At 69.3% G+C, this 24991-nt stretch carries 23 protein-coding genes; 16 read left to right on the top strand and 7 right to left on the bottom strand.

Translation table 11 applies throughout. The annotated features are described in order from the left end of the window. Positions 1–8: 8 nt before the first annotated feature. The gene (gene car, locus HQ314_RS12360) at positions 9–3560 is read left to right on the top strand and encodes a carboxylic acid reductase (protein ID WP_222650214.1); all 3552 of its coding nucleotides are present in this window, start codon (positions 9–11) and stop codon (positions 3558–3560) included. 7 nt (positions 3561–3567) lie between these two features. Here car and HQ314_RS12355 read toward each other — a convergent pair whose 3' ends face one another. Next, a complete protein-coding gene (locus HQ314_RS12355; protein ID WP_081821033.1) occupies positions 3568–4923 on the bottom strand; it encodes an NADH:flavin oxidoreductase/NADH oxidase family protein in 1356 nt (451 codons plus the stop codon). A 126-nt stretch (positions 4924–5049) separates the two neighbouring features. Here HQ314_RS12355 and HQ314_RS12350 point away from each other — a divergent pair, with 126 nt between their 5' ends. The 5 genes from HQ314_RS12350 to HQ314_RS12330 all read left to right on the top strand — a co-directional run bounded on the left by HQ314_RS12350 (position 5050) and on the right by HQ314_RS12330 (position 9614). Then, positions 5050–6534, top strand: coding sequence for an NAD(P)/FAD-dependent oxidoreductase (locus HQ314_RS12350; RefSeq protein ID WP_222650213.1), 1485 nt, complete (start codon positions 5050–5052; stop codon positions 6532–6534). After that, the gene (locus tag HQ314_RS12345; RefSeq protein ID WP_261781642.1) at positions 6531–7409 is read left to right on the top strand and encodes an SDR family NAD(P)-dependent oxidoreductase; all 879 of its coding nucleotides are present in this window, start codon (positions 6531–6533) and stop codon (positions 7407–7409) included. The genes HQ314_RS12350 and HQ314_RS12345 overlap by 4 nt, the downstream gene beginning before the upstream one ends. Before the next feature lie 81 nt (positions 7410–7490). Then, entirely contained in the window at positions 7491–8642 is a 1152-nt protein-coding gene (locus HQ314_RS12340; RefSeq protein ID WP_222627519.1) for a diguanylate cyclase, read from the top strand. Between the two features lie 8 nt (positions 8643–8650). After that, positions 8651–9289 carry a TetR/AcrR family transcriptional regulator gene (locus HQ314_RS12335; RefSeq protein ID WP_051612942.1) on the top strand — a complete coding sequence of 213 codons (639 nt, stop codon included), beginning with the start codon at positions 8651–8653 and terminating at the stop codon, positions 9287–9289. 106 nt (positions 9290–9395) lie between these two features. Next, on the top strand, positions 9396–9614 hold the full coding sequence (locus HQ314_RS12330) for a hypothetical protein (protein WP_027503999.1): 219 nt from the start codon (positions 9396–9398) through the stop codon (positions 9612–9614). A 1-nt stretch (position 9615) separates the two neighbouring features. Here HQ314_RS12330 and HQ314_RS12325 read toward each other — a convergent pair whose 3' ends face one another. Next, a complete protein-coding gene (locus tag HQ314_RS12325; protein ID WP_222650212.1) occupies positions 9616–10257 on the bottom strand; it encodes a TetR/AcrR family transcriptional regulator in 642 nt (213 codons plus the stop codon). Positions 10258–10497: 240 nt separating this feature from the next. On the opposite strand from HQ314_RS12325, the gene HQ314_RS12320 reads away from it, so the two are divergent. The 6 genes from HQ314_RS12320 to HQ314_RS12295 all read left to right on the top strand — a co-directional run bounded on the left by HQ314_RS12320 (position 10498) and on the right by HQ314_RS12295 (position 16447). After that, the gene (locus tag HQ314_RS12320) at positions 10498–11169 is read left to right on the top strand and encodes an HAD-IA family hydrolase (protein ID WP_027504000.1); all 672 of its coding nucleotides are present in this window, start codon (positions 10498–10500) and stop codon (positions 11167–11169) included. 103 nt (positions 11170–11272) lie between these two features. Continuing rightward, on the top strand, positions 11273–12514 hold the full coding sequence (locus tag HQ314_RS12315) for a sedoheptulose 7-phosphate cyclase (RefSeq protein WP_027504001.1): 1242 nt from the start codon (positions 11273–11275) through the stop codon (positions 12512–12514). After that, on the top strand, positions 12507–13301 hold the full coding sequence (locus tag HQ314_RS12310; RefSeq protein ID WP_222650211.1) for an O-methyltransferase: 795 nt from the start codon (positions 12507–12509) through the stop codon (positions 13299–13301). The genes HQ314_RS12315 and HQ314_RS12310 overlap by 8 nt, the downstream gene beginning before the upstream one ends. Beyond that, a complete protein-coding gene (locus tag HQ314_RS12305) occupies positions 13298–14590 on the top strand; it encodes an ATP-grasp enzyme (RefSeq protein ID WP_222650210.1) in 1293 nt (430 codons plus the stop codon). Before HQ314_RS12310 ends, HQ314_RS12305 begins: the two co-directional genes overlap by 4 nt. Continuing rightward, positions 14583–15668 carry a D-alanine--D-alanine ligase gene (locus HQ314_RS12300; protein WP_308119378.1) on the top strand — a complete coding sequence of 362 codons (1086 nt, stop codon included), beginning with the start codon at positions 14583–14585 and terminating at the stop codon, positions 15666–15668. Before HQ314_RS12305 ends, HQ314_RS12300 begins: the two co-directional genes overlap by 8 nt. Then, entirely contained in the window at positions 15665–16447 is a 783-nt protein-coding gene (locus tag HQ314_RS12295; protein ID WP_261781641.1) for a TauD/TfdA family dioxygenase, read from the top strand. The genes HQ314_RS12300 and HQ314_RS12295 overlap by 4 nt, the downstream gene beginning before the upstream one ends. A 9-nt stretch (positions 16448–16456) precedes the next feature. On the opposite strand, the gene HQ314_RS12290 is transcribed toward HQ314_RS12295, so the two are convergent. Next, the gene (locus tag HQ314_RS12290; protein ID WP_222627529.1) at positions 16457–17365 is read right to left on the bottom strand and encodes a LysR family transcriptional regulator; all 909 of its coding nucleotides are present in this window, start codon (positions 17363–17365) and stop codon (positions 16457–16459) included. An 85-nt stretch (positions 17366–17450) separates the two neighbouring features. Between HQ314_RS12290 and HQ314_RS12285 the strand changes: the two genes are divergently transcribed. Next, positions 17451–18677: an MFS transporter gene (locus tag HQ314_RS12285; protein ID WP_222650209.1), complete on the top strand. Its 1227-nt coding sequence runs from the start codon at positions 17451–17453 to the stop codon at positions 18675–18677. On the opposite strand, the gene HQ314_RS12280 is transcribed toward HQ314_RS12285, so the two are convergent. Further along, entirely contained in the window at positions 18665–19471 is an 807-nt protein-coding gene (locus tag HQ314_RS12280; RefSeq protein ID WP_222650208.1) for an SDR family oxidoreductase, read from the bottom strand. The two genes, HQ314_RS12285 and HQ314_RS12280, sit on opposite strands and share 13 nt — an antisense overlap. Before the next feature lie 85 nt (positions 19472–19556). On the opposite strand from HQ314_RS12280, the gene HQ314_RS12275 reads away from it, so the two are divergent. Further along, on the top strand, positions 19557–20285 hold the full coding sequence (locus HQ314_RS12275) for a pirin family protein (RefSeq protein ID WP_222650207.1): 729 nt from the start codon (positions 19557–19559) through the stop codon (positions 20283–20285). Between the two features lie 220 nt (positions 20286–20505). After that, positions 20506–21306, top strand: coding sequence for a HugZ family protein (locus tag HQ314_RS12270; protein WP_027504009.1), 801 nt, complete (start codon positions 20506–20508; stop codon positions 21304–21306). 30 nt (positions 21307–21336) lie between these two features. On the opposite strand, the gene msrA is transcribed toward HQ314_RS12270, so the two are convergent. From msrA to HQ314_RS12255, 3 genes are all read right to left on the bottom strand, one after another. Next, positions 21337–21873, bottom strand: coding sequence for a peptide-methionine (S)-S-oxide reductase MsrA (msrA, locus tag HQ314_RS12265; RefSeq protein ID WP_222650206.1), 537 nt, complete (start codon positions 21871–21873; stop codon positions 21337–21339). An 85-nt stretch (positions 21874–21958) separates the two neighbouring features. Beyond that, a complete protein-coding gene (locus HQ314_RS12260; RefSeq protein WP_261769686.1) occupies positions 21959–22759 on the bottom strand; it encodes a GAF and ANTAR domain-containing protein in 801 nt (266 codons plus the stop codon). Positions 22760–22868: 109 nt separating this feature from the next. Next, entirely contained in the window at positions 22869–23384 is a 516-nt protein-coding gene (locus HQ314_RS12255; protein ID WP_222650205.1) for a helix-turn-helix domain-containing protein, read from the bottom strand. Between the two features lie 80 nt (positions 23385–23464). Here HQ314_RS12255 and HQ314_RS12250 point away from each other — a divergent pair, with 80 nt between their 5' ends. Beyond that, positions 23465–24838 (top strand): MFS transporter, encoded by a 1374-nt coding sequence (locus tag HQ314_RS12250; RefSeq protein WP_222650204.1) that lies wholly within the window; start codon positions 23465–23467, stop codon positions 24836–24838. Positions 24839–24991 lie beyond the last annotated feature (153 nt).

Genomic DNA, 24991 nt, shown 5'->3' with positions numbered 1-24991 from the left:
AACACAGCATGACCAGCACCATCACATCAGGAGACACACGGACCGACGCTGTCGCCGCCCGCGCGGCACACCTGTTCGACACCGACGCCGAGGTGCGCGCCGCGGCCGCCGATCCCGCGGTGTCGGCACAGGTGGCGGACCTGACGCCCGATCTTCACGCCATGGTCGAGGTGGTCATGGACCGCTACGCAGACCGGCCCGCGCTGGGTCGCCGGGCGTACGACGTCGAGCCCGCGGACGACGGTCGCCGGGTGCGTCGGCTCCAGCAGCGCATGGACACCATCACCTATGGATCGCTGTGGTCCGATGCCCTCGATCTCGCGACCGCACTCGGCGACGTCGCCACTCCGGACACCTTCGTCGCGACCCTGGGATTCGCCGGTGCCGACTACGTCGTCGCCGAACTGGCGACGGTCCGGACCGGTGCCGTTGCCGTTCCCCTCCAGTCCGGCGCGGCTCCCGGACGCCTCGCCGACATCGCCGCCGAGGTCGAGCCTGTCGCACTCGTCGTCGACAACGAACAGTTGTCCACCGCCACGGCTGTGGCCGCCGCGTGCCCGAGCATCCGCCGCATCGTCGTCCTCGACCACGACGACCGTGTGGACGACGACGAGGACCGCCTCGCCGAGGCTCGACGATCCGCACCGGGCACGGTGCTCGCGATCGAGACGCTGCGGGAGGCGATCGCACGCGGTCGCACTCTCCCCCGGCTCGCCGGCCCCGAGGCCGTCGATCCCGACCGGATCGCCACGTTGATCTACACCTCCGGCAGTACCGGGACCCCGAAGGGCGCCATCCACACCCAGCGCATCGTCTCGCGCCTGTGGTCGACGTCCCACTGGTACGACCAGAGCGCGGAGTCCGACGAGGCCGGGCGACCCGGTGCGATCACGCTGGACTACCTGCCCATGAGCCATCTCGCCGGGCGCGCGGTGGTGTTCACGACCCTGGCAGCCGGCGGCATCGTGTACTTCGCGAGTTCGAGCGATCTGTCCACGCTTCTCGACGACTACGCACTCGCCCGGCCGACCGTGGCCATGCTGGTTCCCCGCGTGTGCGATCTACTGCGTCAGACAGCCCTCGGACGCATCGAGACCCGGGCGCACCGCACCGGCGAGAGCGCGGACGCCGTCCGCGCCGAGGTCCTCGAGGACATGCGATCCACCACTCTCGGTGGCCGCATCCTCTCCGCAGTGGTGGGTACCGCGCCGACCTCCCCCGAGGTCATCGACTTCGTCTCCGAACTCCTGGACACGACGGTGCAGAACAATTACGGCTCCACCGAGGCCGGCATGGTGTTGTTCGACGGCGTCGTCCAGCGGCCGCCGGTGCTCGAGTACCGCCTCGACGACGTTCCGGAGCTCGGGTACGCGGTGACCGACCGCCCCTACCCGCGCGGTGAGCTTCTCCTCAAGACCGATTCCCTCGTGCCCGGCTACTACAAGCGGCCGGACGTGACGGCCGAGATGTTCAGTGCGGACGGCTTCTACCGCACCGGGGACGTGGTCGCGGAGACGGAGCCGGACCATCTCGTGTACGTCGATCGCCGCAAGAACGTGCTGAAACTGGCGCAGGGCGAGTTCGTCGCCCTCTCGCGCCTGGAGTCGATCTACGCGTCCGCCGACGCCGTCGACCAGATCCATCTGCACGGCAGCGGCGAGCGGTCCTACCTCCTCGCCGTGGTCGTGCCCGCCGACGGAGCCGACACCGCCACCGTGCTCGACTCCCTGCAGGCCCTCGCGCGCGAGGAGCAGCTCGAGTCCTACGAGGTCCCGCGCGACATCGTCCTGGCCGCGGAGCCCTTCACGCAGGAGAACGGTCTGCTCTCGGGAGCGAACAAGCAGCTGCGTCCCGCTCTGACGGCGCGCTACGGCGAGGCGCTCGAGGACAGGTACCGCGAGATCGACGAGGGCCAGACGGCGAAGATGAGCGAACTACGCCGCCGCGGCGCCGACGCACCCGTCCTGGAGACCGTCGGCGAGGCCGCCGCGGCGTTGCTGGGATGCGCCGGCACGGAGGTCTCACCCGATGCGCACTTCACCGACCTCGGCGGTGACTCGTTGTCCGCGTTGACGTTCGCCACCCTGCTGCAGGACATCTTCGAGGTGGACGTCCCCGTCACGGTCGTCATCGCGCCGTCGTCCGACCTCGCGGCGATCGCGACCCACATCGAGCGGCGACGCGGCGACGCGGATGCCACGGGAGCCGCGACCTTCGCCTCGGTGCACGGAGCGCACGCGACGCAGGCCCGTGCCGATCAGCTGACGCTGAGCGCCGTCCTCGGCGACGAGTTCCTCTCGTCCGCGGCTGACGTGGGACCGGTGCGCACCGACACCCGGACCGTGTTGCTCACGGGCGCCAACGGATACCTCGGGCGCTTCCTGTGCCTGGAGTGGCTCGAACGCCAGGCCGCGGTCGGCGGCACCGTCGTGTGCCTCGTGCGCGGACGCACCGCGGCGGACGCTCGTGCCCGTCTCGACACCGCGTTCGACACCGGCGACCCGGCCCTGTGGTCGCGGTGGACGACGCTGGCCGACACCGCGCTCGAGGTCGTCGTCGGCGACGTGGGCGAGGCGAACCTGGGCGTGAGCGACGAGGAGTACGCGTCGCTGGCCGAGCGGGTCGACCGCATCGTGCATCCCGCGGCGCTCGTCAATCACGCGCTGCCGTACGAGCAGTTGTTCGGCCCCAACGTGATCGGCACCGCCGAGATCGCCCGGCTCGCCCTGACGCATCACCTCAAGCCGGTGACCTACCTGTCCACCGTGGCCGTCGCGGCGGGCGTCGAGGCCTTCTCCGAGGACGGCGACATCCGCGAGATCAGTCCGGTCCGCGCCCTCGACGAGTCGTACGCCAACGGATACGGCACCTCCAAGTGGGCGGGTGAAGTGGTGCTGCGCAACGCCTCCGACGCCTTCGGACTCCCCGTGACCGTCTTCCGTTCGGACATGATCCTGGCGCACCCCCGGTGGACCGGTCAGCTCAACGTCCCGGACATCTTCACCCGCACGGTGCTGTCGCTGATCGCCACCGGAATCGCCCCGGAGACGTTCTACCGGCAGGACACGGGCGCACCCGTCGACGATGCAGGGCGGCCGCGCGCACACTACGACGGACTCCCCGCCGATTTCACCGCAGCGGCGATCACCGAGCTCGGTGGCAGCGCGACGTCGGGACACCGGACTTTCGACGTGCTCAATCCGCACGACGACGGCATCTCTCTCGACACCGTCGTCGACTGGATCATCCAGTCCGGCAGAACGATTCGGCGCATCGCCGACTACGACACGTGGTTCGCCGAGTTCTCCGACGCGCTCGAGTCCCTGCCGTCGGCGCAGCGGTCCGCCTCGGTGCTGCCGCTGCGGCACGCCTACGCGCGGCCGGACCTGCCGACCGCCGGGTCACCCCTACCGGCCGAGGTGTTCCGTGCCGCAGTCCGCGACACGTCGACACCGGGGTCGGCACTGGCGGACATCGACGACATCCCGCACCTGTCGCGCGATCTCGTCGCGAAGTACGTGCGTGATCTCGAGGCGCTGGGGTTGATCCCGACGCTCTGACAGCCGATCAGCGTCCGGTGCGTGACCGAACGAGCCGGACGGCGGGATCGAGGATCCGATGGCGTGCGAGCGCGAACACCGTCCCCACGGGGGAGCTCGCACCGCCACCGGATCCTCGCCGCGCCGCGGTGAAAGCGTCGATCCCGTTGCGCTGCACCGACGACAGCATCGTCTTCGCCACGGGCCGAGCCGGATCCGGATCCTTGCCGGCTCCCATCAGATGCAACTGATCGGTGTGCCACTGCAGATCGAGCAGTCCCCCCAGCGACCGGACCGAGCGGTGGGTCGCGAAGCGGGCCGGCACCGGAACGGAGATGGACGGGCTGGGCAGTACGCTGACGGTGCCGTCGAGAACGTCCCGTGCCGCTCCGGGCAGGACGGCGGTCGGGCGGCCGAGTCCCACCATCTGACACGCACCGGACCGCACCGCGTCCGACATTCCGTCGCGCGTGCGGAACCCACCGGTCACGGCGAGCGGGATGTGGGGAGCGAGGTCGCGCACCGTGACGGCGTAGTCGAGGAAGTACGCCTCGCGCGACGCCGTACTGGCCGACACCGCGGTGCCCATCATCGCGGGCGACTCGTAGCTGCCGCCGCTGATCTCGATGAGATCGACCGGCAGATCACCGATCATCGAGACCACCTCACGGGACTCGTCCTCGCTGAAACCGCCGCGCTGGAAGTCGGCCGAGTTGAGTTTGATGCCGACGGCGAAGCCCGGGGAGACGGCGGCCCGTACTCGTCGCACCACCTCGAGCAGGAAACGCGCGCGGCCCTCGATGTCGCCGCCCCACTCGTCGGTCCGCAGGTTCGTCAGGGGCGAGAGGAACTGGCTGACGAGATAACCGTGGGCGGCGTGGATCTGCACTCCGTCGAACCCCGCCTCCTCGGCCACCGCGGCCGTCGTCGCGAACCGCGACAGGATGTCCTCGATCTCCGCGCCGCTGGCCGCGCGGGGCGCCGGGATCCCGGGGATGTCCAGGCCCACCGCGGACGGCGCCAGGGTGCCGCCGACCGTCGTCACCGGGTTGCCCTGACGGCCGGGGTGGTTGATCTGCATCCAGATCGGACTGCCACCGTCCTGCGCCGTCTTCGCCCAGCGGGAGAGGGCATCCAGGTCGCGTCCGTCCGCGACCGCGACGTTGCCGGGCTCGCCCAGATGCCGGTGGTCGACCATGACGTTCCCGGTGACGAGGAGCCCGTAGCCACCATCGCCCCAGCGGCGGTAGAGACGCGACAGTCTCTCGTCCGGGGCGTTGTCACGGGTACCCAGCGCTTCGCTGAGCGCGGACTTCATGATCCGGTTCGGCAGGACCTGTCCGTTGGGCAACGTCAGCGGTGCGGACAGCGACACGTCAGGCATGGAACCCCTCGTCGGGTGAATGGGTGGGTGGATCCGTTCCCCGGAGTACACCAGATGTGGTGTGATGATAGCTGTCATCACTTGCCGCGGTGTCCGTGAACGGGCGCCCCACCACTCGGGAGCGCGATGCGCAGCGTCACGGTCGTCATCATCGGCAGCGGGTTCGGTGGGCAGTGCGCCGCCATCGAACTGCTGCGTCGCGGCATCGACGACATCGTCGTCCTGGAACGACGCGAGTTCGCCGGCGGAACCTGGCGGCAGAACTCCTACCCCGGAGCGGCCGTCGACGTGCAGAGCCCGCTCTACTCGATCGCGTCCGAGCCGTACGACTGGTCGCAGATGTTCGCGGTGCAGAGCGAGCTCGAGGACTACACCCGCCACGTCGTGGACAAGCACGGTCTCGGGGATCTCACCGTGCTCGGCGCCGAGGTGAAGCGCATCGAGTGGGTCGCCGACTCCTGGCACGTCACGACCACAGCGGGTGACTATCGTGCGCAGTTCGTGGTCAACGCGACCGGGCCGCTCAGCACGCCTGTCGTTCCGCCCTTCCCGGGTCGCGAGAGTTTCGCGGGCGCCCAGTTCCACACCAACGCGTGGAACCACGACGTCCCCCTCGCCGGCGCGCGTGTCGCCATCGTCGGCAGTGGTGCGAGCGCGGCGCAGATCATCCCGGCCGTTCAGCCCGAGGTGGGCGAGCTCCACGTCTTCCAGCGGTCCCCGCACTGGGTGATGCCCCGACCCGATCGGAAGTTTCGACCCTGGGAACGCCGTGCCCTGCGGGTGAGCTTCGTGCGTCGAGCACTGCGCGCGGCCATCTACTGGAAGCTCGAGGCCCGGATCATCGGCTTCAAGTACTCGAAGGTCGGCCTCTGGCTGTTCGCCGAGCGTCACGCACGGAATCTGCTCCGCAACCAGGTGGCGGACCCCGATCTCCGGGCCAGGCTGACACCGGACTACACGATCGGGTGCAAGCGGATCATCCTGTCCAACACGCTGTATCCCGCCATCAGCTCCGCGAACACGACGCTCCACGACCGTGACGACGGCATCGCCGAAGTCACCCCCACCGGCATCACCACCGCGACGGGGCGCGAGATCCCCCTCGACGTGATCGTGTGGTCCACCGGATACGACGCCACCGACGGCGTCATCTCCTACCCGGTCATCGGCCGGAACGGCAGCGCGCTCCGCGACGTGTGGTCCGACTACCCGAGGGCCTATCTGGGCACGACCGTCCCCGACTTCCCGAACCTGTTCATCGTCACCGGGCCGAACACCGGGATCGGCCACACGAGCGTCATCTTCGTCATCGAGGCCCAGATGCGGTACATCATGTCGGCCATCGAGCACGCTCGGCGGACGTCGTCGCGCACGGTGGAGGTCACCCGCGCCGCCGAGGAGCGCTACACCGCGATGATCCACGACGAGATGACACGCACGGTGTGGCAGAACGGTGGCTGCACGAGCTGGTACAAGTCCGCGTCCGGACGCGTGATCGCCATGTTCCCCGGCTTCAGCTTCACCTACCGCAGACTGGCCGGCTCGTTCCGGGACGACGACCACGTCCTGCGGCCCGCGTCGACCGACACCGAGAGAGTGGCAGCGTCATGACCTCCGGCACCACGGGCATGTTCCGGAGATCCCCGCGGCTCCGCCTCGACGGGCGCGTGGCCGTCGTGACGGGGGCCGGCGGCGGCATCGGATCCGCCGTCGCACGCGAACTCGTCTCCCGCGGCGCCGCGGTCGCGCTGCTCGACGTCGCTCCGTCCGTCGACGACGTCGCTCGTGCCCTGGGCGACCGGGCGATCGCCCTCCGCGTGGACGTGACGTCTCCCGACGAACTCCGTGCGGCCGTCGCCTCTGTCCACGACCGGTTCGGCGGGATCGACGTGGTGCACGCCAACGCGGGCATCTCGAGCGGCGACACCGCGTACACCGTGGCGACCGTTCCCGACGGGGTCTTCGAGCGTGTCGTCTCGGTCAACCTGAACGGCGTGTGGAACACGATCCGGGCGACACTGCCGGACATCGTCGCCGCCCGCGGCCACGTGCTGATCACGTCGTCGACCTACGCCTATCTCAACGGCCTGGCGAACGCTCCGTACGCCGCGACCAAGGCCGCGGTGGAGCAGATCGGTCGCGCCCTGCGTGCCGAGCTCGCTCACACGGGCGCGACCGCGGGAGTCCTGTACCCGGGGTGGGTCGCGACCCCCATCGCGGACGTGGCCTTCGGCGCCGACGACATCGCGACCGCTCTGGTGGCGCGAGCCTTCCCCGCACCCCTTCTCACGCCCATCTCCCCCGAGGCTCTCGCGGCGGGAGCGGTGGACGGTATCGAGCGACGAGCAGCACGGATCCAGCTTCCGGGACGGTGGCGGGCCTATTCGGCGATGCGCGGGATCGCGAACCCGCTGTCCGATGTCGTACTGGAGAAGGACCGGACGATCCGGACGCTCGTCGCGCGGCTCGAACGCCGCCGGCCCTGATTCGGCTATTTCCCCGTTTGTGACCCGCACACTGGTGATTAGTACCGACAGTGTCTGTTATCACGGGTATCGTTCCGATGCATGATGCTCGCCGCCCTGCTCCGGGAATGCTGGTCCGCCCAGCGTGACACGCAGCAGTTGCGGCTCTTCGTGGAGTCGCGCGGCCTCGCGCGATGGATGCGCGGCCTGATCTCCTGCCTCACCCTCGTCGTCACGGCCATCGCTGTCCTGTCGCTCGGATCGCCGTCCGGAGCCCAGGGTCTCGCGGATCGAGCCGTCGTCGTCGTCACCATCGTGGGTGGAATCGGCTGGGCCGTGCGCTGGAACGTGGCGCACTGGCCGTCCTTCCGCGAATCGGTCGTCTTCTTCGCCTACGCCGATGTCGCCATCGCCGTGGTCTGCTTCCTCGACTCGAGCTCGCTCGCCGGCTTGAGCGGTGCCGGTCTGCTGGTGCTCCTCGGGACCTACGCGACCTTCCTGCTGGGGCCACGGGTGTTACTCGCGCACGTCGTGTGGTGCGCATTCACCATCGCGGTGCTCGCCGTCAAGGTCGCGCTCGACCCCGAGTACGACCTGGCGATCGCCGCCGCCAAGGCGATCATGCTCAGTGTCGTCGGCGTGGTGGTCCCCATCGTGATCGAACTGGGTGTCCATCTCATCCGCGTCGACGCGGACAAGTCGTTGACCGATCCGCTCACCGGCCTCAGCAACCGCCGGGGGCTCGAGTCGCGATTGATGCTTCTCGCCGACGACATGCGTTCCACGACCACCCGCGCCGCCGCTGCCCACCCGGTGGCCGCCGTGATCGTGCTCGACCTCGACAAGTTCAAGGCGATCAACGACGAATTCGGGCACAACGTCGGCGACGAGGTGCTGGTGCGCGTCGGACAGAGCCTGGTGCGCGCGGCCGGATCCGCCGCCGTGGTCACACGCCACGGCGGCGAGGAGTTCCTCGTCTTCGATCTGTACGACGACGCACTCGCGGCGTTGCGGGCCGCCCGCGCCGTCCGCGACGCGGTGGCGGAGAGGATCCCGGGGCCGGCGGTCACCGCGAGTGTCGGGCTCGCGATGGCGAGCACGACCACCCTGCTGCACGATCGCCGGCGCCTGTCGGCCACACTCACCGAACTCGTCGATCGGGGCGACACCGCGATGTACCGGGCCAAGCGATCGGGTGGGCACTGCGTCGCCGTGGACGGGGGAACGGCGCGCGGTCTCGCGTCGACCGGTTGAATGGTGGCGTGACCGATCCATCGCCCGCACGTACCTACGGCGGGGAGAGCGCCGAGGAGCGCACGGCTCGTCGCCGGCGCCAACTGCTCGACGCGGGGCGCGCGTCCTTCGGATCGGTGGGTTTCCGAGCGTCGACGGTGCGCGGCATCTGTCGTGACGCGCACGTCGCCGATCGCTACTTCTACGAGCTGTTCCCCACTCTCGAGGACCTCCTGGTCGAGGTGTACCGCGAGTGCATCGCCACACTGACCCGATCCACCACGGCGGCGGTCGACGACCTGCCCGCCGGGACGGACCCGCTGACGCTCTCGCGTCACGGCCTCGACGGCTTCTTCCGCGCCGTGGAGGACCGTGAGCTCGCACGGATCGTGTGGCTCGAGGTGCTGGGGGTGAGCCCACGGGTGGACCGCACGTATCTCGACACGATGCACGGATTCGGTGAGCTGATGGTGGGGCTCCTCGGTCGCCACACGCCGGACATTGCCGTCGGTAGTTCCCTCGACAGGTTGGCCACCGCCGCTGTCGGCGGCATCAGCCACACCGCCATGACCTGGCTCATGGACGGATACCGAGCGGACAGAACCGATCTCGTTCACGGGACCGCCCGGTTCCTCGCCGCGGTGGTCGGTGCGGCCGAGCCCGAGTAATTCGGTCGACGCGGTCCCCCCTCGGGTGTTTCAGTGGTGCGAACCGACCACCGGGAAGGCCGGAGGCCGGCCGACATCGAACCGACCACGACTCGAGGACGCACGCATGTATCCCACCGATCCCGACGTGTTCCTGCTCGTCCGACGGCAGGAACACGCGACCTTCACCCGCGACGCCGAGCACCGGCGCGTGGCTCGCGCCCGCGCACGTCTCGCCCACGACGAACTCCGCGTCCAGCGCGCATGGGAGGAACTGACGGCGGCACTGGCCGAGTCCGCGCAGTCGCGGCAGTCCCTGGCCGACCTGGTGCACAGCAGCCGCTGAGTCAGCGTTCGTTGCCCCGAAGTTCGTTGCCCCGAAGTTCGTTGCCCCGAAGATCGATGCCCCGAAGGAGGATGTCGGCGGCGGCCTCGATGGTGGCATCGTCGGGCAGCGTCCCGTACATCAGCGTCGGGCAGATAACGGAGCCGGACAGCATGGACACCGCCGCCTCGAGCTCCGGGCCCTGGATCACCGCACCGAGCATCTGCCGAGTGTGCTTCTCGCCGTCGTCGACGATGCGGCGGCGCACCCGGCCGATCTCGGCGACGGTGGCCCCCCACTGCGCCATGGCCATGAGCACGCGATCGAGGCGCTGCGTGGCGATGGCGTCGCGGAGCATCCGCAGCTCACCGATCAGGTCCGTGCGGACGTCGCCGACCAGGTCGTGATGCGGCATGTCGCCGATCGCCTCGAGAGCCATGGTGAGCAGGTCGGAACGGGACGGCCAGTGCGTGTACAGCGTGGTCTTGGAGTAACCGGCCACCCGTGCGACGTGCGCGTGGGTCACCGCCTCCCACCCCTCGCCTGTCAGCACCTCGAGCGCGGCGCGCGAGACGTCCGCGCGTGTGCGAGCGACGCGGGCGTCCTCTGCCACGGCGTCGGGCTCTGTTCCGATTCCGTTCTCGTCCGACGGGGTATCACTCATCGCGTCACTCACCTCCTCGGTCGCTGTGCTTTCGAAATTCGGGCATCGAAGTTCGAGGGTTGAAGTTACGCGAATTTCGGGTACAGACCTATTGAACTAAATGTTCACTACTGTACTATTGGACCAGCTTCGTGCACGGCATTTCGACCGCGAACTCCCCCACCATCATTCGCGACGGGTCATCCGTCGCCTCGGGCCTCGGCGCAGCACAGCGTCGGGCCGGTCCACGGAAGGACACCGATGTCTGCCATCCTCTTCGGCTCCATCAGCACTCTCGCCGACACGTCCGAGCTCCAGCGACGCGCCTTCAACGAGGCGTTCTCCTCGCACGGGCTCGACTGGAACTGGTCACGCGACGACTACCGGTCCATGCTCGGTTCCAACGGCGGCGCGAACCGGATCGAGGACTTCGCGGCGTCCGAGGGCGTCGAGGTCGACGCCTCCGCGGTGCACGCGACCAAGTCGGAGATCTTCCGGTCCCTCCTCTCCTCGGCCGGTGTGAGCCCGCGACCCGGCGTCGTGGACACCATCGCCGCGGCGAAGAAGTCGGGCGCCAAGCTCGGCTTCGTCACGACCACGTCGAAGGAGAACGTCGACGCCGTGCTCGAGGCGCTGTCCCCCGAGGTCACTCGCGACTCCTTCGACGTCCTCGTCGACGCGGACGACGTCGAGCAGGGCAAGCCCGACCCCGCGTCCTACGCCTTCGCCCTCGACAAGCTGGGCGAACAGCCCTCCGCCTGCGTCGCGATCGAGGACAACGCCGGTGGTGTGGCCGCCGCAGCCGCAGCCGACATCACCTGCGTCGCGTTCCCGAACGAGAACACGGCCGGCAGCGACTTCTCCTCGGCATCGGAGACGGTCGAATCCCTCGACCCCGCTCGCATCGAATCTCTGGTGACGGCTCGACAGTGACCTTCACCGGTCGACTCCACACCCTGTCGAGTCACATCCACGCCAACCCCGGTTCACCCGTCGAGCGCGATGCTCGCGAACCGTTTTCCTCGGGAGAGAAGTAGTGAGCAACCTCCAGGCACGTGTCACCGCAGACGATCGCACCTTCCACGTCGAGGGATACGAGAAGATCGAGTACGACCTCGTGTACGTCGACGGCGTCTTCGACACCGCGAACACCGAGCTCGCGGACAGCTACCGGCCGTACGGCCGCTGCCTGATGGTGGTGGACGACAGCGTCCTCGCGCTGTACGGCGACGCGATCCACACCTATTTCCGCCATCACGACATCGCGCTGACCATCGTCCCGGTGCAGATCCGCGAGACGGCGAAGTCGATCGAGACCTTCGAGCGGATCGTGGGCGAGTTCGATCGCTTCGGCCTGGTGCGTACCGAGCCCGTCCTGGTCGTCGGCGGCGGACTCACGACGGACGTCGCCGGCTTCGCGTGCGCCAGCTACCGCCGGAACACGCCGTACATCCGCATCCCGACGACGCTGATCGGTCTCATCGACGCCAGCGTCAGCATCAAGGTCGCCGTCAACTACGGCAAGCACAAGAACCGTCTGGGCGCGTACCACGCCTCGCAGAAGGTGTTGCTGGACTTCAGTTTCCTGGGCACCCTGCCGGAGGACCAGGTCCGCAACGGCATGGCGGAGCTCATCAAGATCTCCGTCGTGGGCAATCTCGAGATCTTCGAGATGCTCGAGAAGCACGGCCCGGAGCTGCTGGCGACGCGATTCGGTCACCTCGACGGCACCGCGGAACTGCGTGAGATCGCCGACCGCCTCACCTACAAGGCCATCGCGACCATGCTGGACCTGGAAGCGCCCAACCTCCACGAGATCGACCTCGATCGCGTGATCGCTTTCGGCCACACCTGGAGTCCGACGCTCGAGCTCACCCCGCCCGCGCCGTTCTTCCACGGACACGCCATCAACATCGACATGGCGCTGTCCACCACCCTCGCGGAGCAGCGCGGCCACATCACGGCCGACGACCGCGACCGCGTGCTCGGCGTCATGAGCGGGATCGGGCTCGCGCTCGACAGCTCGTACCTGACGGCCGACCTGCTCGCCGAGGCCACGTCGTCCATCCTCAAGACCCGAGACGGGATTCTCCGCGCGGCGGTGCCGGCGCCCATCGGGTCCTGCGAATTCCTGAACGACGTGACCGTCGACGAGCTGTCGGACACGCTCACCCTGCACAAGAAGATCTGCCTCGAGCACGACCGCGACGGCGACGGCGTGGACATGTTCACCGCGCCGCAACCGGAGGTCGCGGTCGGTTCGTCCCACGATGAGTGATGCACGGCCGGTCACACCGACCACCATCGCCGCGGCCGAGCTGACGAAGCTGTGCCGGGACCTCGACGACCTCGGGGTCCCGGCAGCCGTTCTCGGCCGCGCTCGGCGTGCGCGTGACGTGATCGCGGGCCTCGACCCGTACCTGGACGAGTGCACCACCCCGGAATCACCCGCTCTCGCGGATCTGGCCGCACGCACCCGATCCGCGGAATGGTCCGGCAGCGCGCTCGAACAGGAGATGCTGTCCGGCCACGTCGAGGGACGTTTCCTCGACTTCCTCGTGCGGATGACCCGCGCCACGTCGGTCCTCGAGATCGGCATGTTCACGGGGTACTCCGCTCTCGCCATGGCCGAGGCACTTCCACCCGGCGGAAGCATCGTCGCCTGTGAACTGGACGAACCCGTCGCGGCGTTCGCCCGACAGTGCTTCGACGCGTCGTCGGCAGGCGACGCGATCGAGATTCTCGTCGGTCCTGCGGCGGAGTCCCTCACCCGTCTCGCCGACGAGGGACGCCGGTTCGACCTGGTGTTCATCGATGCCGACAAGGCCGGATACCTCGGATACCTGACGGCGCTTCTCGACTCCGAGCTGCTGACGCCGGACGCCGTGGTCGCCGTCGACAACACACTCCTGCAGGCCGAGCCGTACCTCGGTACGGCCATGTCGGACAACGGTTCCGCCATCGCGGAGTTCAATCGCGCCGTGGCGGCGGACCCCCGCGTCGAGCAGGTCCTGGTCCCGCTGCGGGACGGACTGACGCTCATCCGTCGATCGAGTGCGTCGTGACGAGCGTCGGCCGGTCCGTGGCGGTCCTCGTCGGCTCGCTCGTCACCGCCCCGCTCGACCTCGTGCCCGTCCTGGCGGCGCTAGCCCGACCGCGCACGGCACCCGGTTCGCCTGCCGCACGGCGTAGGACGGTCGTGATCAACGGCGGCAAGATGACCAAGGCGCTACAACTCGCGAGATCGTTCCACGGCGCCGGCCACCGGGTGGTACTGGTCGAATCGGCCAAGTACCGGTACACCGCGCATCGGTTCTCCCGAGCGGTGGACGTGTTCCACACCGTCCCCGAGGCGTCGGAACCCGGATATGCGCGCGCGATCGCCGACATCGTGCTGAGCGAGAGAGCGGACGTGTTCGTGCCGGTGTCGAGTCCGGCGTCCAGCGTGCCGGACGCCGAGGTCGGTCTTCTGCTCGACGGGCGGTGCGACGTCGTCCACGTCGACTCGGCCACCGTGCGCATGCTCGACGACAAGGTGCAGTTCTCGAAGGTCGCGGAGTCGCTCGGTCTGCGCGTGCCGGAATCACACCTCGTCACCGACCGTCGGCAGGTCGAGGACTTCGACTTCCCCGACGGCCGTACCTACATCCTCAAGCGCATCGCGTACAACCCGGTGGGTCGTATGGACCTCACGCCGTTGACGGGACGGGACCGCGCGGCGAATGCCGCGTTCGTCTCCGGGCTCGACATCTCGGACGAGGATCCGTGGATCATGCAGGAGTTCGTCACCGGTCAGGAGTACTGCACCCACTCGACTGTCCGCAACGGGCGCGTGCAGGTGTACGGGTGCTGCGAGTCGTCGGCGTTCCAGATCAACTACGCCATGGTGGACAAGCCCGAGATCCGGTCGTGGGTGGAGCATTTCGTCGGCGAGCTCGGGCTCACGGGCCAGGTGTCCTTCGACTTCATCGAGGCGACGGACGGCCACGCCTACGCCATCGAGTGCAATCCGCGAACGCATTCGGCCATCACCATGTTCCACGATCACCCGGACGTGGCGGCTGCGTACCTCGACGACGGGCACCCCGTCATCACGCCGCTCCCGTCCGCCCGGCCGACCTACTGGATCTACCACGAGATCTGGCGGCTGCTCACCCAGCCTGGCCGCCTCGCCCGCGCACGCACCATCGCCACCGGGAAGGACGCGGTGTTCACGCGGTGGGATCCGTTGCCCTACTTCATGCTTCACCACCTTCACATGCCGTCGCTGATCTGGGCGAACCTTCGCGCCGGTCGCTCGTGGAGCCGCATCGACTTCAACATCGGCAAACTCGTGGAGGCCGGCGGTGACTGACGACACGGCTTTCGTCCACCCGACCGCACGGGTGACCGTGCTGCACCTCGCGGGGTCCGCCGAGGACGAGTTCCATTCGGACCTGTCGCGGGTGTACGCCTCGGACGCGCTGTCCGCGCTCGCCGATCCCGCACGGTACGAGTTCCACGTCGCACTGGTCTCGCCCGACCGCACGTGGCGCTTCCCGGTCGATCTCACCGACGACGCGGTGGCGGGGGCTCCGCCTCTGTCGCTCGCGGACGCGCTGCGTCACATCGAGGCTCTGGGTGTCGACGTCGTCGTGCCGCAGATGTTCTGCCTGCCCGGCATGACGTCCTACCGGGCGCTGGTCGACGTCGTGGGTCTCGCTCTGCTGGGCAACACCGCCGACGTGATGGCACTCGCGGCGGACAAGGCGCTGACCCGAGCGGTGGTCGCTGCGGCGGGCGTTCCGGTGCCGGAGGGCCACGTCGTCGTCGTGCCCCCGGACGCACCACGGTCAGGCACGCGGTCGCCCGTCCCGTTACCGGTGGTCGTCAAGCCGGTGGACTCCGACAACTCGGTGGGGGTGTCGCTCGCGCACACTCCTGACGAGTACACCGACGCGCTCGCGGACGCTGCGCGGTTCTCCCGCCGGGTGCTGGTGGAGCGCTACGTCGAGTTGGGACGTGAGGTGCGCTGCGGCATCGTCGTGGTGGACGGTGAACCGGTGTGCCTGCCGCTCGAGGAGTACGCCGTGGACGCGGACGATCGTCCGATCCGCACACGCGAGGACAAGTTGTCCCGCGACGAGGACGGGGCGCTGTACCTGGTGGCCAAGAACGCCACGAAGGCGTGGATCGTCCCCGAGGACGATCCGATCACCGAGCGGATCCACGCGGTGGCCCTCGAGTGCCACCGAGCGCTGGGGTGTCGGCACTACAGCCTCTTCGACTTCCGGGTGGACCCCGACGGTCGACCGTGGTTTCTCGAGGCAGGCCTGTACTGCTCCTACGCGCGGGGCAGCGTGGTCGCGGTGATGGCCGCGGCCGCGGGAATACCTCTCGAGGACCTGTTCGCCGCAGGACTGCGCGAACTCTCGATCGAAGGAGCACGATGATGCGACACACCACCCTCGAACCCGTCGGCGCACTCGTCGAGGACGTCCGGGTGGAGGACCTCGACGCGGCGGCAATCGACGAGACACGCCGCCTTGCAGCAGATCACGGCGTCGTCGTCTTCCGGGGGCAGTCGCTCGACGACGACCGTTTCATCGAGTTCCTCCGTGCGTTCGGCGACCTCGTGTTCACCGAGGGCGAGACACCGGTCCCCGGACACCCGGATCTCAACGTCATCAGCAATGTCGGTCGCACGACGACGCCGCGCTCCACCTTCCACGTGGACACGAGCTACGTGGCACACCCACCGGCGTACACCTCGCTCCGTGCGGTCACCGTGCCGTCGGAGGGAGGACAGACCGTCTTCAGCAACCAGTACCGCGCGTGGGACACACTGCCCGACGACCTTCGCGACGAACTCGTCGACCGCACGCTCACGCACGTCGTGACCGGTCTCGATCTCGCCGACGATGCCGAGTCGTCCGCAGTGCATCCGCTCGTGGCGACCCATCCGATCAGCGGACGGCGCTCGCTCTACCTGTCGACTCCCGCGCGATGCGCGTCGATCAGCGGAATGTCGCCCGACGAGACCGCCGAGACCGTCCGGTTCCTCTACGACCACTCCACCGCCGAGGACAACGTGCACCGGCACACGTGGCAGCCGGGCGACGTCGTCTTGTGGGACAACCGGTGCGTCATGCACCGGGCCGAACACAGCGGAGTGGTGGGCGACCGGGTGATGCACCGCGGGATGGCAACCGACGGTCGCGCTCGCTCCTGAGGCCGATCGTCAGCGCGCCAGGACAGCGGCCCCTCGCCGCACCACCATGTCGCGGAAGGCGAGGGCCTGCGCCGGCAGGGTGCGTGCGGGCCACACCACGCCGATGCGCCGCCGCGCCGCGGGGTCGTTCACCGCGATGTCGACCGTGGGCAGCGGGCCGGCGGGAGTGGTCGTGCGAGGGAGGACGCTGACGCCGAGGCCCGCCCCGACCAGCCCGCGCACGGTGTGGATGTCCTGCCCCTCGAAGGCGATGGTCGGGGCCATTCCCGCAGCGGCCCACAGTGTCTCGCAGAGAGAACGCATGCCGTACCCGTGTTCCATCGCCACGTACGGGTCGTCCGCCGTTTCCACGAGGTCCACCGATCGGCGGCCCGCCAGTCGGTGATCGGACGGGACGACCAACACGAGCCTCTCGTCGTACAGCCCGAAGGACGTGTCGGTGCCGTGTTCGGTGCCGAGCGCCACGAATGCGAGGTCCGCGCTCCCGTCCTCCAGTCTGTCGAGGCACCGGGCCCGCGCGCCCTGGTCGAGGGTGAACGTGACGGCGGGATGATCGGCGAGGAAGCGCTTGATGAGCAGCGGGAGCACGCCCTCGCCCACCGTGTTCTGGAAGCTGACCGAGATGCGGCCACGAGTGCGGGCGTCCTGCTCGGTCATGGCGTCGAGCCCGGCCTCGAGTTCGCGGACCGCCCGGTCGAGGAAGGGCATCAGTGCACGTCCCGCAGGCGTGAGGGCGATGCCCCGACCACGACGCTCGACGACCGCCACTCCCAACGCGGCCGAGGCGCGGGCGAGTTGCCGGCTCACCGTCGGCTGCGGGAGGCCGAGGACGTGCGCCGCCTCGGTGATGTGTTCGGTCTCCGCCACGGCGAGCAGTGTCGGGATCAGAGGCAGGAGTGCCTCGGCTTCCTCACGCATGAATCGAACGATACGTCACGATCATGATTGTGCGAGATGCAATGCATTGGACGAATAGGTCGCGTCCGGCCTACCGTCGGATCCCGTGACCATCGACGAGGCGACCGACACCGACTGGGACGGACACACCCGTGGGTCCCGCGAGTACCGCAGGCTCGTCGCCGGGCTGCTTCTCGCCGGTGTCGCCACTTTCGCCCAGCTGTACTCCGTCCAGGGCATCCTCCCGCTCATCGCCTCGAACCTCTCGATCACGCCGTCGCAGTCCTCGCTCGCGGTGGGCTGCGCCACGGTCGGCGTCGCGGTCGCCGTACTGCCGTGGTCCGTGGTGGCCGACCGCGTCGGCCGGGTGCGTGCCATGAGCATCTCGATCGTCACGGCCACCGTCCTGGGCCTCGTCGTCCCGCTCTCCACGTCGTTGCCGATGCTGCTGACGGTGCGGTTCGTGGAGGGCGCCGCCCTCGGCGGGCTGCCGGCCATCGCGATCGCCTACCTCAGCGAGGAGGTGCACCGCCGGAACACCGCGGTGGCCGCGGCCACCTACGTCTCGGGCACCACGCTGGGCGGGCTGCTCGGCCGCATCGTCGCCGGACCCGTCGCCGAGTACACGAACTGGCGCATCGGAACACTGACGGTCTCGATCATCGCCGCCGTGGCCGCGATCGCCTTCCTGCGCCTCGCCCCCGCACCGCGGCGCGCGCTCCCTACGCGGGATGGCGGCCCGGGGCTGGGGAAACGCGTCACCACACACCTCCGGGACCCCGGCATGCGCGCGCTGTTCGGGCAGGCGTTCCTGCTCATGGGCGGCTTCGTCACCGTCTACAACTATCTGGGCTTCCGCCTCGAGGCAGCCCCGTTCGGACTCCCCCAGTCGCTGATCAGCCTCATCTTCATCGCCTATCTCAGCGGAACCGTCTCGTCTCGCGTCGCCGGACAGCTGGCCGGCCGGTTCGGACGCTCCGCGGTGCTCGCCGGGTCGACGGGCGTCATGATCGCCGGGGTCGCCCTGACGATCGCGCACACGCTGATCGTCGTACTCCTCGGCCTGGTGGTGTTCACGATGGGATTCTTCGCCGCGCACGCCATCGCGTCCGGATGGACCGGGCATCGCGCGACGGACGGTCGCGCTCAGGCGGCGTCGCTCTACAACCTCTTCTACTACGGCGGTTCGAGCATCGTCGGCTGGACGGGCGGCGTCGTGTATCAGGCCTACGGCTGGTCGGCCATGGCCGCGTTCGTCATCGCACTGGCCGTCGTCGCCGCTCTGTGGGCACTGGTCCTGCGGTCGCCCGGCGCCGAGGCTCAGTCGGCATAGTCGCCGGGGTCCAGGATGTCGTTCATGTCGCGACGGACGAGCCGGACCATGAGCGGGAGCGGCAGGAACCGGGCCCCGAAGGCGACCTGGCGCGACCGGTGTCCGGTGACGATGCGCATCCGTCCGGACTCGACGTCCCGCACCACGCGCTCGGCCACCGCCTCGGGCGAGGTGGCGTAGTACTTCGCTGCGAACTGCTGGGATCCCTCGGCCCGCGAGATGTTGGTCGCCACGCCGCCCGGATGGACCAGGTGGACCGAGACGGTGGACCCGGCGAGTTCGGTCGCGAGGGCCTCGGTGAATCCCCGCACCGCGAACTTGCTGGCGCAGTAGTCGGTGTGGTTCGGCGTCCCCTGCAGTCCGAAGATGGAGGACACGTTCACCAGCGCAGCCGCCGGCCGCGACATCAGCTGCGGCAGGAAGGCGCGCGTCCCGTGCACCACCCCACCGAGATTGACCGCCATCACCCGGTCGTAGGACGCGTCGTCGAGATGCCAGGCGGGCCGGAAACCGCCCTCGATGCCGGCGTTGTTGACGACGACGGTCGCCGGGCCCACCTCCTGGGCGACGCGGGCGGCGAAGGCCGCGACGGCGTCGCGATCGGCCACGTCGTACACCTCGGTGAGCACCGTGCCGCCAGAGGGCAGGCTCGTCACCGTCTCCGCGAGGGCGTTGCCGTCGATGTCGCCGAGCGCGAGGACCGCCCCGCGTGCGGCATAGGCCGCCGCGTACGCGCGGCCCATGCCGGATCCGGCTCCGGTGATCACCACCACCTTGCCTGCGAGGTCCGCCAACGGTCTCCGTCGTCCCACCATCATCTGATGATAGCTGTCATCACATCGCGTCGCAGTGTCGATGTGCCCGGGTACTGTGCGTGTCATGCCCGACGTCGTCGTACCCGCTGCCGATCGAATCCACTGGCGCAACGAGTGGCTGGACTCCTGGCAGTCCTTCCCCGTGGCGGGCAACTTCGATCTCGCCGCGAATGCGCACGGGTTGCTGCTCGTCCACAACGACGACACCGTCGACGCGGGCGAGGGATTCGACAGCCACCAGCACGCCGACGTCGAGATCGTGACCTGGGTGCTGGACGGATCACTGGTGCACCGTGACTCGCTCGGGAACGAGGGGACCATCACGCCCGGGTTGGCGCAGCGGATGAGTGCGGGCTCCGGCGTCGTCCACTCAGAGCGGAACGGGGCCGGATATTCCGCCGGGACACCGCTGCGGGTCGTCCAGATGTGGCTTCCGCCGGACGAGAACGGGCGGCCGCCCGGGTACGAGGAGTACGCGGCGGCAGGCGAACTGGCCTCCGGCCGCCTGGTCACGGTCGAGTCGGGACTCGACCGTGACCGCGGTGGCACGGCCGTCGGACTGGGCCAGAGCAAGGCGGCGCTCCACGTGGCGCGGCTGCGGCCGGGCACGCCCGTCACCCTCCCCACCGCGCCGTTCCTCCACCTCTTCGTCGCGCGCGGCACCGTCGAGATCGACGGCATCGGAACACTCGGTCACGGTGACGCGCTCCGCGGTACCGACACCGGCGGACATGTCGTCCACACGACGTCGTCGGCCGAGATCCTGGTGTGGGAGATGCACGCTCATGCGTGAGTGTTTGCGGTCACACGGCCGGGGGTAGAGATCTGTCCACACGGGTCGCGATGTGGACGTACCCGCCCGGAAGACGGAGAACGAGATGGCCAACGTCGTCATGCTGCTGATGTTCATGGTGGTCGGTGTCGGTTCGGGCGCTGCCCTCCTGCTGCGACCGCCCGTCCGCTAGGGCATTCCGGCGCCACCGGTCGGCGCCGGGCGCCGGTAGTGTTCGCCCATGGCCACTCTCGATCACGGCGACCCCGGCGACGCCCCGTCGATGCCGACGCCCACCGCTCCCGTCACCCACCCTCGCCGGCCGTCCGCGGCGGAGGAGGCGCGCACGGTGGCCGCGTCGACCAACACGGCCACGCTCGCGAGCCTCTCGGCCGACGGACATCCGTGGGCGTCGTACGTGACGTACGGCCTCCTGGGCGGGAACCCCGTGCTCTGTGTCTCCCACATGGCGGAGCACGGTCGCAATCTCGCGGCGGATCCACGGGTGAGTCTGTCCGTCGTCGCTCCGGGCGAGAACAGTGATCCGCTCGCGAGCGGACGTATCACGCTGGCGGGCACCGTGCTTCGGCCGTCGGGCTCGGACGTCGAGGCTGCGCGGGAGGCGCACCTGGCGGCCGTCCCGGCGGCACGGTACTACATCGACTACAGCGACTTCACCGTCTGGATCCTGTCGGTGGACCGAGTCAGATGGGTGGGCGGCTACGGCCGCATGGACTCGGCCACGGCGGCGGACTACGCAGCCGCCGTACCGGATCCGGTACGGCCGGTGAGCGGGCCCGCGGTGGAGCACCTGAACGCCGACCACGCGGACGCACTCACCGCGATGACCGCGGCATTCGGCGGATTCCCCGATGCGACGTCCGCTGTGTGCACCGGCGCCGACCGCTACGGACTCGACATCACGGTCACCACACCGAGAGGCGTGTCCTACACGCGAGTCGGCTACACGTCGCCGTTGGCGTCACTCGACGATCTCCGTGCCGCGACGATCGAGCTGACGAGAAACGCCCGCCGCCCCTGAGGGGACGACGGGCGTCGATGGTCGAACGGCTCAGCTGACCGTAGCGTTCCGACGCGGCAACTTCCAGTCGGGGCGGACCCAGTGGCAGGTGTATCCGTTGGGGATCCGCTGCAGGTAGTCCTGATGTTCGGGCTCGGCCTCCCAGAACTCGCTCGCCGCGGTGACCTCGGTGACCACCTTTCCGGGCCAGATACCGGAGGCGTCGACGTCGGCGATCGTGTCCAGCGCGACGCGCTTCTGCTCGTCGGAGGTGTAGAAGATCGCCGAGCGGTAGCTCACTCCGCGGTCGTTGCCCTGACGGTTCTTCGTCGACGGGTCGTGAATCTGGAAGAAGAACTCCAGGATGTCGCGGTAGGTCGTCCGGGTCGGGTCGAACACGATCTCGACCGCCTCGGCGTGCGTGCCGTGGTTCCGGTACGTCGCGTTCGGCACGTCTCCGCCCGAGTACCCGACGCGCGTGGAGAGCACGCCCGGCTGCTTGCGGATAAGTTCCTCGACACCCCAGAAGCATCCACCCGCCAGGATGGCCGTCTCGGTCGTGGAACCTGCCTGTGTGCTGTCCGCCATGGTGTCTCCTCTTGTCGCAGTAACACTCTGTTCCGACAACGTCCGCGCGCACCGCGTTGTTCCGACGGGCAGTTCCGGCGGGCCGTCACGCGACGGGCGGAACCTCGACGGACCTCGTGGGATGCGACTCCTCGATCAGAGACAGCGCGACCTCCCGCAGCGGGCGGTTCTCGGACTGGGAGATGTGGGCGAGCATCGTGAAGGCCTGCACGGCATCGACGTCGAATCGCTCCATGAGGATCCCCTTGGCCTGGCCGATGATGTCGCGACTCGCGAGGCCGTCCCGGAAGTTCTGGTCGTCGCGGGCACTGAGCAGCGCCACCGCGCCGTGGGCGGCGAGCGCGGATCCGACCATCTGAGCATCGGCGTCGAAGGCGTCGGCAGTCCTGCTGAACAGCAGCAACACGCCGAGATCACGCGCCGACGGATCGGTGTAGAGGCGGAACGCCGCCATCGACTCGATTCCCCTGTCGCGTGCGGCCGCGGCGAAGGAGGGCCACCGCCGCTCGCTGCCGAGATTCTCGGCCACGACGGTGTCGATCTGCCAGATCTCGTTCTCGGTGGGCCCCTCACCCAGTTCGAACTGCACACGGCAGAGATCGGCGGCGACGTCGTCGGTGCGGGCGTGGATGGTGCGCCGCGCACCGGTCATCACGGTGACGCACGCATGATCGACGCCGGGCATGAGCTGCGTGGCCGACCGCACCAGGGCTGTCAGCGTGTCGTCCACCGATCGACGGGTTCCGCGGAGAGTGCGGGCCATCTCGGCGATTTTGCCGAGCGCCGACGCCTGCTGATCGACGGAGGTGTCCTCGTCGATGGTGCGGACGAGATCGCCGCGATCGCCGTACGGCACCGTCATGTGTTCCCCACTCTCGACGCCCATGACAACCGACCGTGTCGCGGACCTGTGTTTCCGACCCGGTCCAGAATAGAGCGAGGCCCCGGGGGCCGTCGCGCGACCGCCCCCCTTCACCTCGCGCCGGGTGTCGCCGTCACCTGATCGGCTCGAGCAACCGACGAGGTGCGCGGAGCGCGCGGGACACGGTGTTCGGCCGCGGGGTCGCGACCACACCCGGCCCCGGCGACATGACGACCCGACCGGCAGCGGGCACGGTCCCGCACTGCGGGCAGCTGCCGTGATCGTCGAGCTCACCGCCGCACGGTTCGTGTCGGAACACCCGACGGGGGCCGTCCTGCGCGGGCGCTGCTCGTTCACCCCACACGGTCAACGCGTGCAGCGCGGGCCACAGGTCGACGAGGATCTCGGTGGGACGATATTCCTCACGCCCACCGACACGTTCCCTGCTCAGCAATCCGTGGTCCACCAGGGCCGACAGGCGCTGCGACAGCACTGCCTTCGAGATGCCGAGGTGGTGCTGGAAGTCGGAGAACCGGCGCACACCGAACAGGGAGTCCCGCACGACGAGCAGTGTCCACCGCTCCCCCACGATCTCCAGGGCGCGAGCGAGCGAGCAGTCCTGCGCGGCGTAATCCGTTCCCATCGCCATGGCTCGAGCCTACCTCGAACGGTCTGTTGACCGAACCATATCGGCGGGTTACGGTTCGCTCACCGAACCGAAGGACGGGCATGACTCAGCAGCGATCCGCACCACCTCTCGCCCGTCCCCTGCCCGTCGCGGCTTTCGGGACCCTCCTCGCCCTGGCTGCGTTCACGTTTCCCCTGGCGACCATCGGCAGCACCGCCGCGACGCTCGGGAGCGACGCGTCGGGCAGAACCTGGATCCTGAGCTCGATGAGCATCGGCCTCAGTGCCGCGTTGCTGGTGTCCGGCGCACTCGCCGACGACATCGGCCGTCGCCGCACCTTCGTTCTCGGTCTCGTCGTCCTCGCCCTCGCGTCCGCTGTGTGCGCGGCCGCGCCGTCCACGCTCGTGTTCGTCCTCGCCCGCGTGGTCCAGGGCGTCGGGGCGGGCGCGGTGCTGGCGTCGAGTCTCGGCGTCATCGCGCACGCCTTCGAACCCGGCCCGCTGCGCGCCCGTGCCAGCGGCATCTGGGGCGCGGCCGTCGGCGCGGGCATCACCCTCGGTCCCCTGCTGTCCGCGACCTCGGATCGTCTCGCCACGTGGCGCGAGGGGTACTGGCTGCTCACCGCGCTGACACTCGTCGCCGCGGTCGTCGCAGGGCGCCTCCTCGCCGAATCCCGCACGGAGACAAGGCGCGGGCTGGACCTGATCGGCGCCGTCGCCCTGTCCGGGGGTCTGTCGGCCCTCCTCGCCGCGCTCGTCGAGGGCCGTGCCGGGTGGACGCGACCCCTACCCCTCGTCCTGCTCGCCGTGGCCGCGCTGTTGCTCGCGGGTTTCGTTCTGCACGAACGCCGGACCGCGTCGCCCATGCTCGATCTCACGCTGCTGCGCCAACCCGCCTTCCTCGCCGCCACCGTCGCCGCACTCGCCACCGGAGCCGGGGTGATCGCGCTGATGTCGTACATGGCCGGATTCGTCGGCGCCGCATTCGGTCTGGACGCACTCCACAGCGCCTTCCTGCTCTTCGGCTGGTCGGGGACGAGCGTGATCACCGCCCTGCTCGCGCGGCGCATACCCGCGTCCGTCTCCGGCCGAACGCAACTGGCCCTGGGCCTCGTCGGTGTCGCCGTCGGGACGGGGCTGTTACTCGGACTGTCCGAGACGTCGTCGCCCCTGCGCCTCGTGCCGGGTCTCGTCCTGGCCGGCGCCGCGACAGGAATAGTCAACGCCGCCCTCGGCCGCGAGGCCGTCGCGAGCGTCCCAGCCGGGCGCGCCGCCATGGGAAGCGGGGCGAACAACACCGCGCGCTACCTCGGCTCGGCGATCGGCGTGACCGTGGTGTCGGTGGTGGTCCTGTCGGCCGGCACCGCGCCGTCCGCGGTGTTCGACGGCTGGAACCACGCCGTGATCGTCGTCATGGCGATCACCGCGCTGGGGGCCGCGGTCGTCGCGGCGACCCGGCCGAAAGCCGCACGCTGACAGCGTCGTCGCGCGCCCTCAGAACGAGGTGCGCACCGCGGCCTCGACGCAGCCGGCGGCAGACTCGTCGCTCCAGTCGGACACCCAGTGACGGATCGAATCGATGATCGAGTTCCAGGTCATGGCCCGACGCTAGAGCCGCGCGGCGCGCGG

This window comes from Rhodococcus sp. BP-332 (assembly GCF_019836065.1).
In the GTDB taxonomy this organism is placed as follows: domain Bacteria; phylum Actinomycetota; class Actinomycetes; order Mycobacteriales; family Mycobacteriaceae; genus Rhodococcoides.
The sequence above is the reverse complement of the archived record's forward strand: the minus strand, read 5'-3'. Positions and strand labels throughout refer to the sequence as shown.